Here is a 12,706-nt window from a genome sequence, read left to right on the forward strand (position 1 = left end):
CGTTCCGCCGCACCCCCGAACTCGTAGGGAGAGACCGATTCACTACTTCGAGCGACTGTCCGAGACGGCCTTCCTCGCGACCAGCCACACCGGCGGTGCCTGGAACACCGAGGAACAACACATCGCGCCCGCGCTGGGTCTGCTGGCACATGCCATCGAGACCGACCGCGATCGACGCCGCGACGACCGCCCGGCCGTCGGCCGGCTGTCCTACGACATCCTCGGCACCCTCCCGATCGGCGTCGTCGACACGTCCGTCCGCACGATTCGCGCCGGGCGCACGATCGAACTGGTCGAGGCGACACTCAGCCACGACGGCCGCGCCGCCGTTGTCGCACGGGCCTGGCTGATGCAGGCCTTCGAGACGCAGCCGTTCCACGCAACGCCGTTTCCCGTGATCGCCGCACCCGAGGACATGCCGTCGTGGGACGCGACGACGGTGTGGCCGGGTGGATTCATCGAGTCCGCCGACGTGCGCCGCGACCAGATCGAACCCGGTCGCGCGTCGTTCTGGGTGCGGACCCCGGCGGACCTCGTCGCCGACGAGCAGGTCAGTTCCGTCGCGCGGACCGCCGGACTGCTCGACATCGCCAACGGCATGACCACGCGTATCAGCCCGGCCGACGTGGCCTTCCCCAATCTGGACCTCACCTTCCACCTGTTCGCCGAACCGCACGGGGAATGGGTGGGATTCGACACGAACGTCAGCTTCGGCGCCACCGGCGTCGGACTCACGCACAGCGTCGTCAGCGATGTCCGCGGCCCGATCGGAACGTCGTCGCAGATCCTCACCGTCCGGCCGACCGCACGGTAGAAGCAGGTCCGCCGCGCGGAGGGCGCGGAACTAGGATCGGGTTGTGGCATCCATCGACCTCAACAGCGATCTCGGCGAGAGTTTCGGCGCGTGGACCCTCGGCGACGACGCGGCGATGCTGGACCTCGTCACGAGCGCCAACATCGCGTGCGGATTCCATGCCGGCGACCCGGCCACACTGTTGCGCACGTGCCGGGACGCCGCCGCCCGGGGCGTGCGGATCGGTGCGCAGGTGGGCTACCGCGACCTCGCCGGCTTCGGCCGGCGGTTCATCGACATCGGTTCGGCCGACCTGACCGCCGACGTGATCTACCAGATCGGCGCCCTCGACGCGCTGGCCCGGGTCGGCGGTTCCGCCGTCACCTACGTCAAGCCGCACGGTGCGCTGTACAACGCGATCGTCCACCATCGCGAACAGGCCCGGGCCGTGGTGGCGGCCGTGCGCGCGATGAACCCGGACCTGCCGGTGCTCGGACTGCCCGGATCGGTGTTCCTCGAGGAGGCCGAGAAGTCCGGACTGCGCACCGTCACCGAGGCTTTCGCCGACCGCGCCTACACCCCCACCGGCATCCTGGTCCCGAGGACCGAGGCCGGCGCAGTGCTGCACGACCCGGATGCGGTGGCCGACCGGGTGGTCCGGCTCGTCACGAGCGGGAAGATCCACGCCGTCGACGGATCGCAGGTGTCGATCTCCGCGGAAACCGTGTGCGTGCACGGGGACACCCCGGAGGCCGTCGCGATGGCAGCCGCGATCCGCACCCGACTGGGCGCCGAGCAGATCCACGTGAAACCGTTCGTCTGATGCGCATCCTCGACGCGGGTGACCGGGCGCTGCTGATCGAGTTCGACGGACTCGACGACACACTCGCACACTTCCGCGGGCTCGACGCGAATCGGCACCCGGACGTCGTCGACCTGGTGCCGGCCGCCCGGTCGATCCTGGTGCAGTTCACCGGCTCCCGCCCCGACCAGATCGCCTCCTGGGTGCGCTCGACCGCACCGAGCGCGGCCGACGCGGCGACCGTCGGCGCTCCCGTCGAGATCCCCGTCCGCTACGACGGAACCGACCTGGCGGAGGTCGGCGAGCTCACCGGTCTCGGTGTCGACGGGGTGGTCGCCGCGCACACCGGACAGACGTGGACGGTGGCGTTCGTCGGTTTCAGCCCCGGCTTCGGCTACCTCGTCGGTGGTGATTCGCGCCTGCATGTGCCCCGTCGCTCGTCGCCCCGCACCGCCGTCCCCGTCGGCGCCGTCGCGTTGGCCGGCGATTTCACGGGTATCTATCCACGCTCCTCGCCGGGGGGCTGGCAACTGATCGGGACCACCGCCGAACGGATGTGGGACGTGGACCGCGACCCGCCCGCACTGCTGCAGCCGGGTGCCGCGGTCACGTTCGTGGCGATCTGACGCCGTCAGACGTTCTGCTGCACCGCGGCTCGCAGCTCGTGCTTGCGTGTCTTCCCGGTGGCGGTCTTGGGTAGTGCCTCGACGACGATGACCCGCTTGGGCACCTGGAAGCCCGCCAATTGCTGCCGCGCGTGCTCGAGGATCCGGGCCTCGAGGCCGTCCTCGTCGGTGTCGGGCGCCGGGACGACGGCCACGCACACGGCCTCCCCCCACCGATCGTCCGGCACACCGATCACCGAACATTCCAGCACTCCGGGAACATTGGCGACCACACGTTCGACCTCGATCGACGAGACGTTCTCGCCGCCGGACTTGATGATGTCCTTGAGCCGGTCGGTGAACCACACGACGCTCTCGTCGTCGATGTGGCCGATGTCGCCGCTGTGGAACCACCCGTGCGCGAAGGCCTTGGTGTTCGCTTCGGCGTTGTTCCAGTAACCACTGCACACGTGCGGTCCGCGGTAGACGATCTCACCGGTCTCCCCGGACGCCAGCAGGTTCCCGTCGGCGTCCATGATCGCCACCTCGACCGTCGGGACCGGCGGTCCCCACGAGCCCGGCTTGGTGGTCCGATGTTCGGGCCACTGCAGCACCGTCGCGGGCACCACCTCGGTCTGCCCCGACCCGAGGATCACGGCCGCGTTCGGGAAGGCGGCGTCCACGCGGTCGAGGACTTCGGCCGGCATCTGCGCCATCGCGTAGATGCACAGCCGGACCGACTCGAGATTCCTCGGAGCGGCGGCGTTCACGTCGACCAGCGCCTTCCACATGATCGGCAGCAGCATCGCATGGGTGACGTCGTGCTCCTCGATCGCGTCGAGGACCACGGCCGGATCGAACCGTCCCGGGAGCACGACCCGACCGCCGGTCATCAGCATCGGGAGCACGAGGGTGTCGAGACCGGTGGTGTGGAACAGCGGCAGCACGTTCAGCAGGGTCGACGGCGAGTTCCCCCACGTCCCACCCTGCATCAGCGCGTTCGTCAGGCCGGCGATCATCACCGAGACATGGCTGGTGAGCACACCTTTCGGATGAGATGTGGTGCCGGACGTGTAGAGGCACTGGACCACGTCGCGATCGTCGACGATCACCTCGAGGCGGCCGTCCGCGCCACGGTCGACCAGCGTTTCCCAGCGCTGGACGGCGCGGCCCGCGATCCCGTCGGCCGCCGCATCGACCACCACCACCGTGCGCACCGAATCGAGCCGGGGCAACGCCGCTTCGAGCAGCGGCACGAATGCCGCGTCGGCGACGACCACGGCGGCACCAGCGTCGCGCAGGATCCACTCGATGTCCTCGGCCGAGAGCGCGATGTTCACGGGCATGGCAACCAGCGCCGACTTCGCGCAGGCGAAATAGGTGGCCAGGAGCTTCCAGCCGTCGGCCATCAGCATCGCCACCGGCTGCTGCCGTTCGATCCCGGCGTCGAGAAACGCGCGTCCCAGCGCCTCCGCGGCATCGTCGAGTTCACGATAGGTGATCGGCCGCCCGCGATCGATGACCGCTTCGCGGCTTCCGAACACTCGCGCGACCCGAGTCAACGCATCACCCACACACACCCGGGCGGCGAGGTTCAACTCCAACGAATCGATACCGGACAGATTGGATTTCACTGACGCGACCTTTCCTTCGGCAGAAAGCGGACCCGAGCACACCCAAGAACAAACGACCGACCCACGACACCGCGACCGAGATCGTGAGGTAGATCACTTTCGACGGGCTGCGGGCCAGCATTTCACTCGACACTCGAGAAAGCAAGCACGCATGCTTGTTTATCTCCGATGGCGCGACAACGAGCCCCGGGTCCGGCCGTACCTGCCGGTCCGACGGAAAGCCGATGTGCAATTCGGTGGATCACGACCATCCGGCTCGACAAAGTGTCCAATCGAAAATCCTTGCGAGCACGGCACACTCAGAGCGTCCAGGTCCGACGACTCCGACTCCCGCCGACCGAACAGGTGTGTGATGACCATCAGCAAGGGATCGATGACGCTCCCGCACGCTCCGAACACCGACAATCGCCCCCGCATGAAACTGGTCGCTCCCTGCGACGCCCCCGACGCCCCCGACGCCCCCGACGCCATGGACGCGGTCGTGGAGTGGCCGGGCCCGCGGCCCGCGCTGGCCGACGTCTCGAGGGACTTCGAGTGCTTCGGCCTCCGGATCGAGGAGCACGAACCGATCGCCGCTCCACTACCGAACGGCGACGTCGCCACGGCAGACCGGTTCCGCTTCGGCCGCCCCGACCGGACTTGGGCGGTCGGCGCCACCGCGCTGCTCGTCGACGCTTTCGAGACCGCGACCGCCGAGGGCCTGGAAATCGACCGGTTCTGCATGCTCACCCCCGTGGCCGGCCTCAGCTGGCGCGATGTCGTGCTGGTCCGCTGCATGGTCCGCTACCTCCAGCAGGTGGGTCTCGGGTTCTCCGACATCTACGTCGTCGATACCCTGTTGCGCCACAACGCCTTCACCAACAGCATCGTGGCGCTGTTCCACACCCGGTTCGACCCGGAACTCCCCGACCGCGACCAGGCGATCACCGAGTTGCAGGCACGGCTGGGCACACTCGTCGAGGACGCGGCAACCCTCGACGAGGACCGAATCCTGCGCGCGCTGACCGGTTTCGTGGCGGCGGTGCTGCGTACCAACTGGTATCAGCGCACCGCGGACGGCCGGGTGAAGGAGCACGCCTCGTTCAAGCTCGACCCGTCGCGGCTGGCGCAGCCCGGTCGTGTCGTTCCGCACCGCGAGATCTTCGTCCGCGGCGGTGGCGTCGAGGGCGTGCACGTCCGGGCGGGCGCGGTCGCACGGGGTGGGCTGCGCTGGTCGGACCGGCCCGAGAGCTACCGCACCGAGGTGCTCGGGCTGATGACCACACAGACCGTGAAGAACTCGCCGATCGTCCCGACCGGAGCCAAGGGCTCGTACGTGCTGCTCGGCGGTGTCGCACCTGCCGACGGGTACGCGGCGTTCATTCGCGGACTGATGGACGTCACGGACAACCTGATCGACGGCCGCGTCGTCGCTCCCGCCGACACCGTCGCGTACGACGACGCCGACCCCTACCTGGTCGTCGCCGCCGACAAGGGCACGGCGCGGTTCTCGGACGTCGCGAATGCGGTTGCCGCCGAGTACGACTACTGGCTGGGTGACGCCTTCGCCTCGGGCGGCTCGCGGGGATACGACCACAAGGCGATGGGCATCACCGCCCGCGGCGCCTGGCTGTCGGTTCGCCGCCACTTCGCCGAACTGGGCGTCGACACCCAGGCCGACCCGGTCACCGTCGCGGGCATCGGTGACATGTCCGGAGACGTGTTCGGCAACGGGATGCTGCTCTCGCGCACGATCAAGGTGGTCGCCGCGTTCGATCACCGACATGTCTTCCTGGACCCCGACCCCGACCCCGACGCCTCGTTCGAGCAGCGCCGCTCACTGTTCGAGACGCCCGGCTCCAGTTGGGACGACTACCCCCGCGACGCCATCTCCGAGGGTGGCGGAGTCTGGCCGCGGTCCGCCAAGCAGGTCCCTCTGTCGCCTGCCGCTCGGGCGCGACTCGGCATCGACGCCGACACCCTCTCGCCGGGCGAGCTGATCCGGGCGATCCTCCGCGCGCCGGTGGATCTGCTGTGGAACGGCGGGGTCGGGACGTACGTGAAGTCCTCGACCGAAACCGACGGGGATGCAGCCGATCCCGCGAACGATGCCGTCCGCGTCGATGCCGCCGACATGCGCTGCCGCGTGGTGGGCGAAGGCGGCAACCTCGGCTTCACCCAGCGGGCCCGGATCGAGTTCGCCGTCCGCGGCGGACGGATCAACGCGGACTTCATCGACAACGCCGCCGGGGTCGCCACCTCCGACCGGGAGGTGAACCTCAAGATCGCCCTGGACGGTGCCGTCGCGGCGGGTCAGTTGAGCGCGGGCGAACGCCACGCACTGCTGGCCGCGTGCACCGACGACGTGGCGGGCGCCGTCCTGGACGACTGCGCGAGCCAGACGCAGGCGATCAGCCTCGCCGAGTCGCAGGCTGTCGCGCTGCTCGGGCGGCACGAGCGCCTGATCGTCAACCTCGAGGCGGTCGGCGGACTGGACCGTGGCCGCGCGGTACTGCCGAGCAAGCAGGAACTGCGGTTGCGCACCGAGGCCGGCCTCGGCCTGACCCGACCCGAAATCGCCACGCTGCTGGCACATTCGAAGAACACCGTGCGCGACGACCTGCTCGCGTCCGAGGTTCCGGACGAACCGATCTTCGCCCACCTGCTCGTCGACTACTTCCCGCCGTCGTTCCGCGACCGCATCCCCGACCGCATCCGCGAGCACCGGTTGCGCCGGGAGATCATCGCCACGCAGATCGCGGATCAACTGATCAATCACGTCGGCCCCGGTCTGATCTACCGGCTCGAGGAGCGACTCGGCGTGAGCACACCCCAGGTCGCGCTGGCGTACGCGGTGGTGGCGGAGCTCTTCGACGTGGACGCGATGTGGAATCGGGCCACGTCCGTCGTCGACCCCGCCGACCGCGACTCGTGGGGTCCGCTGCACGCGGTGCAGGCGCTCATCGAGCGTGCCTGTTCGTGGCTGCTGCGCAATCGGCCCGTGCCGCTCGACCCGCAGTCGGAGGTGCGCCGGTACGGCGGGACCGTCCGCCGACTGCTCGAGCGGTCGGCGCCCGCGAACCTCGTCGACGGCACGATCGAGGGCACCTCGCTGCCGCTCCTCGCCGAGGCGCTCCCGTTCGCGGAGAGCGCTCTCGCACTGGGGGTTCCGATCGACCGGGTGGCCGACGCCTACCTGACGCTGGGAGCCGACCTGGGCATCTTCCGTGTCGTCGATCGCCTGGAGCACTGGCCCCGGAGGTCGTACTGGGACACGCTCGCGACGGCGGCTCTGCGGGACGAGATCTCCGGACGGCTGCACGCACTGGCCGGCTGTGTAGTGACGGGCGAAAGCGGCGACGAATCGCGCGGCGACCGGACGGCACTGTGGCGGGCACGCCACGAGCCGGTGGTCGCCAGGCTGCACCGGATCGTCGTCGAGGCCCAGGCCGACGGCGACATCGACCTCGCGCGGGCCTGCACGATCAGCGCGGAACTCGCGACCGTGCTCACCGCGGTCGCACGGTAGTCCACGACAGGTGTGGCGCCCGGAACGCACGTTCCGGGCGCTACGCCTGGGACGCGATGATCGCCAGGAGCAGTTCCGCTCGCACCCGGGCGACGTCGAGCCGACAGTCCAGCAGCGATTCGATCTTCGCGATCCGGCTCCGCAGGGTGTGACGGTGCACGCCGAGCACATTCGCCGCCGACTCCCAGTGCCCGTTCGCCTCGAGGAACGCTCGCAGCGAGGCGACCAGATCGGTTCCGTGGTCACGATCGTGGTCGGCCAGGGGCGTGATCATCGTCGCGGCGACCGAGCGCAGCACCTGACGGGTCGAGTCGAACGTCAACAGCGCACTGCCGGTCAGTGCCGAGAACTCGAGCGGTGCCGCGCCCGCTCCGGACGCCGACGCCGCCAACTGTGCCTGGTCGATCGCCTCCGCGAAGCGCCCCACCGGCAGGGGCCCGCTCAGCCCGACGCGGGCGGACCGTCGGACAGACTCTCCTGCACGGGCGAACAGTGTCCGCGCGAACGCGACGTCGTCGGTTCCGCGGAGCAGCACCACCACCTTCTCCTCGGTCCGCCGCAGGAAGAGCGGCCGGCCCGCCTCGTTCATCGCCGACTCGATCGAGGACACGACCGCATCCACGTCCTCCCGCGACGGGCAGGCCCCGGCCAGCGCTCGGACGGCGCCGCGATCGTCCGCGGCGGGCGCGAGTTGTTCACGGGCGGGCTCGAGGTCGATGTCGTCCGAGAGCAGCAGGCCGAGGATCTGGCTGTTGAGCTTGTTCTGCGCGGCCCGCAACCGCACCGGCTTCTCGAAGTCGAGTGCCAGCAACGAATTGGCGTGGCCCAGCAGGACCTGGTCGACGGATCCGAGCGGCTTGGGGCTCACCACCGCGAGGCAGCCGTGGAGACTGCCTCCCAACCCGATCCGCTGAACGGTCATGGACTGGCCCGAATGTGCCTGGGCGACAAAGCTCGACGCCGCCTCGGACACCGAGTCGATCAGATCGGACACCTCGGTGACGGTGGCGACGTCCACACCCGCGGGATGGCATTCGAGGAGCCTGCCGCGGCGGTCGAACAGCAGTGCCTTCGCATCGGTGGCCACTGCCAGCTCACGCACGATCGCGCGGGCGCCGCCGTGGACCACGGCCCTCGTCATCCGTGGCTGGGCACGGGACGCGCGCAGCAGCGCGTCGTACCGCTGCTCCGCCAGGGAATCCATGACCCGCTTCGTGACCGCGGCGAACGGGGTCGGCAGCGGCACCTCCAGCAGTGGTAGTCCGGTCTCGTCGGCGGCCGCGACCAGCGCGGCGGGAATCGCGGCGTGGGTCAGGCCCACGCCGAAGCCGACCGCCGCGACACCCGCGTCGAACAGTCGGCGCAGGTAGTCCCGGTACCCGTCCGCACCGGACGGGGTCCCGAGACCCGTGGTCAGCAGCAGTTCGCCACCCGAGAGCCACGGCGACGGATCCGACAGCTCGGTCGTGATGGCGAACTCGATGTCGCGGTCAAGCCCCGATGCACCACCGCGCAGACGCAGGGCCAACTCCGGCTGCGCCAGCACCCACCGGACGGTCACACCCATCTCAACTCCTGACCCGGCCCGATTGTGGTCCGAAATGGCGAATCGCATGCAGCCCCCCACTCCATTCTGGCAGGTGTTCGGGGCGCCACGGCGACCCACAATAAGACCACTCAGATCTTCACGACAGGGGTCCTCCACGATATGAACACCATCGACGGCATCACCTACCGCCTTCCGCAGAAGCGCAACCTGGTCACCGAACTGCCCGGCCCGAACTCCCGAGCCCTCACCGAGCGCCGCCGCGCCAGCGTCGCCGCCGGAGTCGGGTCCAGCGTCCCGGTCTACACCGCCGACGCCGACGGCGGTGTGATCGTCGACGTCGACGGAAACTCGCTCGTCGACCTGGGCTCGGGCATCGCGGTCACCAACGTGGGCGCCTCGAACCCCGCCGTCGTCGACGCGGTGCGCGACCAGGCCGGACGCTTCACCCACACGTGCTTCATGGTCACGCCCTACGAGGGATACGTGCAGGTCGCCGAGGAACTCGCCGCGCTCACGCCCGGCGACCACGAGAAGCGCACCGTGCTGTTCAACTCCGGCGCCGAGGCCGTGGAGAACGCGATCAAGGTCGCACGTCTGGCCACCGGGCGCACCGCCGTCGTCGCGTTCGACCACGCCTACCACGGTCGCACCAACCTGACGATGGCACTGACCGCAAAGTCGATGCCGTACAAGGCCCACTTCGGTCCGTTCGCCCCCGAGGTGTACCGGATGCCGATGTCGTACCCGTTCCGCGACGAGCGCGAACTGACGGGCCCGGAGGCGGCCCAGCGCGCAATCACCCAGATCGAGAAGCAGATCGGCGCCGACTCGCTCGCCGCGATCATCATCGAACCGATCCAGGGCGAGGGTGGCTTCATCGTTCCCGCAGAGGGATTCCTGCCGACGCTGGCCGAGTGGGCGCGCGCCAACGGCGTCGTGTTCATCGCCGACGAGGTCCAGACCGGGTTCGCTCGCACGGGCTCGTGGTTCGCGTGCGACCACGAAGAGGTCGCGCCGGACATCATCACCATGGCCAAGGGCATCGCCGGCGGGCTCCCGCTGTCGGCGATCACCGGACGCGCCGACCTGCTCGACAAGGTGCACGCCGGCGGCCTCGGTGGCACCTACGGCGGCAACCCGATCGCGTGTGCAGCGGCGATCGCGGCGATCGACACGATGCGGGAGCTCGACCTGCCCGCGCGGGCACGCCACATCGAGGAGGTCGTGACGACCCGCCTGCGGAGCCTGGCCGAGGAGGTCCCCGCGATCGGCGACGTCCGCGGCCGCGGCGCCATGCTGGCGATGGAGTTCGTGGTGCCCGGCACCACCGAGCCGGACGCCGAGCTGACACGCAAGGTCGTCGCGCACGCGCTCGAGCAGGGCGTCATCCTGCTGACCTGCGGCACCTACGGCAACGTGGTGCGCCTGCTGCCGCCACTCGTCATCGGCGACGAGCTCCTCGACGATGCTCTCGACGTGATCGAGGGCGCCGTCCGCGCCTCGGCCTGACCGACGAAAGTCGTTGACGCACTACATCCGGAACCTACTGGAAGCAGAACGATGATTGATGTCTCCACCCTCGTCTCCCGCGTCCCGACCGGTCTGTGGATCGACGGCGAGTCGACCGCGCCCGTCTGCGGCGGCATGTTCCCGGTGGTCGATCCGGCGACCGGTGACGCGCTGACCACGGTTGCCGATGCCGGCCCGGACGACGCCCTGCGCGCACTCGACGCGGCGTGCCGCGTCCAGGCGCAGTGGGCGGCCACGTCCCCGCGCGAGCGATCGGTGATCCTGCGCCGGGCCTGGGAGCTCGTCGTCGAGCGGACCGAGGAACTGGCGCTGCTGATGACGGCCGAGATGGGCAAGGCATTGCCGGAGAGCCGCAGCGAGGTCGCGTACGGCGCGGAGTTCCTGCGCTGGTTCAGCGAGGAGGCGGTTCGCGTCCAGGGCCGCTCGACGCGGTCGCCCGGCGGCGCCGGCCGCATCCTCGTGAACAAGGTCCCGGTGGGACCGTGCCTGGCGATCACCCCGTGGAACTTCCCGCTCGCCATGGGAACCCGCAAGATCGGCCCCGCCCTCGCCGCGGGCTGCACGATGATCGTCAAGCCCGCGGCAGAGACGCCGCTGACGATGCTGGCGTTCGCACAGATCCTCGACGAGGCCGGCCTTCCGGCCGGCGTGGTCTCGGTGCTTCCGACGTCCGACGCCGCCGCGGTGTCCGGCGTGCTGCTCGCCGATCCGCGCCTGCGCAAGGTCACCTTCACCGGGTCCACGCCGGTCGGTCGCGTGCTCATCGAGCAGTCGGCACGCAACGTCCTGCGCACGTCGATGGAACTGGGCGGGAACGCACCGTTCATCGTGTTCGACGACGCGGATCTGGACGCAGCGCTCGACGGCGCCATGGCGGCCAAGATGCGCAACGGCGGCGAGGCGTGCACGGCCGCGAACCGAATCATGGTGGCCGACAGCGTGCGCGAGGAGTTCACGGCCAAGCTCACCGAGCGGATCGCAGCGCTGAAGGTCGGGCCCGGACACGAAACGGGTGTCGACGTCGGCCCGCTCGTCAGCGCCAAGCAGCGCGCGAGCGTGGCAGCCCTCGTCGACGAGGCGGTCGCGGCCGGTGCACGCGTGCGTACCGGAGGCCGGGCCGTCGACGGCCCCGGCTTCTTCTACCAGCCGACAGTGCTCGACCAGGTTCCCGCCGACGCGCGCATCGTCCGCGACGAGATCTTCGGACCGGTCGCCGCGATCACCGGATTCGAGACCGAGGAGCAGGCGATCGCCGCGGCCAACGACACCGAATACGGCCTCGCCGCATACATCTTCACGCAGAACCTGGATCGCGCGCTGCGGGTGGCCGATGCGCTCGAGACCGGCATGGTGGGGGTCAATCGCGGTGTCGTCTCCGATGTCGCGGCACCGTTCGGCGGCGTCAAGCAGTCCGGGCTGGGCAGCGAGGGAGGCATCGAGGGCATCGACGAGTACCTCGACACGAAGTACATCGGTTTCACGGGCTGAGCCGACAACGACGGAAGCCGGAGGCGTTGCCTCCGGCTTCCGTCGTTCGACCACCTCGGGCACCGACCGCGCGGCTCGTGGTGTTCGTGCTCCTAGGCGCCCAGCGCGAACGCCACGAGGAATCCGAGTGCGGTGGAGATCCCCACCCACCACCCGCCCTCGCGGTACGCCTCCGGCATCAGTGAATCCGCAAGGACCGCAATGGTTGCACCGCCCGCGAAGGCCTGGATGACGGCAACGCGGCTGTCCGGGATGGTGTCGGAGACGGCATTGGCGGCGATGACGACGAGCACCAGGACGGCGGCGGTGATCGCCCACACCCCGAACGCCCGCCGCGCGTCGAACCCGGGTTGCGCCCGCATCGACGCGGCGCCCGCGACGGCCTCGGGGACGTTGCCGACCGCGACCGCGACCAACAGCACCACTCCCCCGCCCTCCATCAACGAGACACCCAGCGCGGTGTTCTCGGGGATGCCGTCGAGCAGGGCGCCGAGCATCAGTGCCCACCCGAGCGCCGCCGGGCCGAGCTTGTTCTCGATGAGATGGTCGGCCACCACGTACACGAGCGCCCCTGCGAGCAGCGCCGACCCGGCGACCCACACGCCCTCGATCGCGAACGCCGGCGCGAAGAGTTCCGACGACACCGCCGCCACCATCGTGCCGGCACCGAACGCCATGAGCGCGGCCAGCAGTGGTCGCGGCAGGCTGTAGCGCAGGCCCACCCAGGCGCCGAAGAGCAGAGGTAGAGCCGTTCCCAGACCGTACAGCGCAGCTGTCAGCATCGATCGATCGTAGTA

At 69.7% G+C, this 12,706-nt stretch carries 9 protein-coding genes; 6 read left to right on the forward strand and 3 right to left on the reverse strand.

What is annotated here, in order from left to right; genetic code table 11:
• Positions 1-37 precede the first annotated feature (37 nt).
• The 3 genes from AC1RIF_RS26120 to AC1RIF_RS26130 are packed head-to-tail and all read left to right on the forward strand — an operon-like array spanning position 38 to position 2,221.
• On the forward strand, positions 38-814 hold the full coding sequence (locus AC1RIF_RS26120; RefSeq protein WP_492604372.1) for a thioesterase family protein: 777 nt from the start codon (positions 38-40) through the stop codon (positions 812-814).
• 43 nt (positions 815-857) lie between these two features.
• Positions 858-1,616, forward strand: a complete 759-nt coding sequence (locus AC1RIF_RS26125) for a LamB/YcsF family protein (protein WP_492604292.1) — start codon at positions 858-860, stop codon at positions 1,614-1,616.
• Positions 1,616-2,221 carry a 5-oxoprolinase subunit B family protein gene (locus AC1RIF_RS26130; RefSeq protein ID WP_492604293.1) on the forward strand — a complete coding sequence of 202 codons (606 nt, stop codon included), beginning with the start codon at positions 1,616-1,618 and terminating at the stop codon, positions 2,219-2,221. The genes AC1RIF_RS26125 and AC1RIF_RS26130 overlap by 1 nt, the downstream gene beginning before the upstream one ends.
• A gap of 5 nt (positions 2,222-2,226) precedes the next feature.
• Here the strand turns inward: AC1RIF_RS26130 and AC1RIF_RS26135 are convergent, their stop codons facing one another.
• Positions 2,227-3,834 carry a class I adenylate-forming enzyme family protein gene (locus AC1RIF_RS26135; protein WP_492604294.1) on the reverse strand — a complete coding sequence of 536 codons (1,608 nt, stop codon included), beginning with the start codon at positions 3,832-3,834 and terminating at the stop codon, positions 2,227-2,229.
• A gap of 352 nt (positions 3,835-4,186) precedes the next feature.
• Between AC1RIF_RS26135 and AC1RIF_RS26140 the strand changes: the two genes are divergently transcribed.
• A complete protein-coding gene (locus AC1RIF_RS26140) occupies positions 4,187-7,342 on the forward strand; it encodes an NAD-glutamate dehydrogenase domain-containing protein (RefSeq protein ID WP_492604295.1) in 3,156 nt (1,051 codons plus the stop codon).
• Positions 7,343-7,382: 40 nt separating this feature from the next.
• Here the strand turns inward: AC1RIF_RS26140 and AC1RIF_RS26145 are convergent, their stop codons facing one another.
• The gene (locus tag AC1RIF_RS26145; RefSeq protein ID WP_492604296.1) at positions 7,383-8,909 is read right to left on the reverse strand and encodes a PucR family transcriptional regulator; all 1,527 of its coding nucleotides are present in this window, start codon (positions 8,907-8,909) and stop codon (positions 7,383-7,385) included.
• A 150-nt stretch (positions 8,910-9,059) separates the two neighbouring features.
• On the opposite strand from AC1RIF_RS26145, the gene gabT reads away from it, so the two are divergent.
• Positions 9,060-10,400 carry a 4-aminobutyrate--2-oxoglutarate transaminase gene (gene gabT / locus AC1RIF_RS26150; protein WP_492604373.1) on the forward strand — a complete coding sequence of 447 codons (1,341 nt, stop codon included), beginning with the start codon at positions 9,060-9,062 and terminating at the stop codon, positions 10,398-10,400.
• Positions 10,401-10,451: 51 nt separating this feature from the next.
• The gene (locus tag AC1RIF_RS26155; RefSeq protein WP_492604297.1) at positions 10,452-11,909 is read left to right on the forward strand and encodes an NAD-dependent succinate-semialdehyde dehydrogenase; all 1,458 of its coding nucleotides are present in this window, start codon (positions 10,452-10,454) and stop codon (positions 11,907-11,909) included.
• Positions 11,910-12,001: 92 nt separating this feature from the next.
• Here the strand turns inward: AC1RIF_RS26155 and AC1RIF_RS26160 are convergent, their stop codons facing one another.
• Entirely contained in the window at positions 12,002-12,691 is a 690-nt protein-coding gene (locus tag AC1RIF_RS26160) for a ZIP family metal transporter (protein WP_492604298.1), read from the reverse strand.
• Between the last annotated feature and the right edge of the window lie 15 nt (positions 12,692-12,706).

This window comes from Prescottella sp. GW823-FHT02E09 (genome assembly GCF_058797375.1).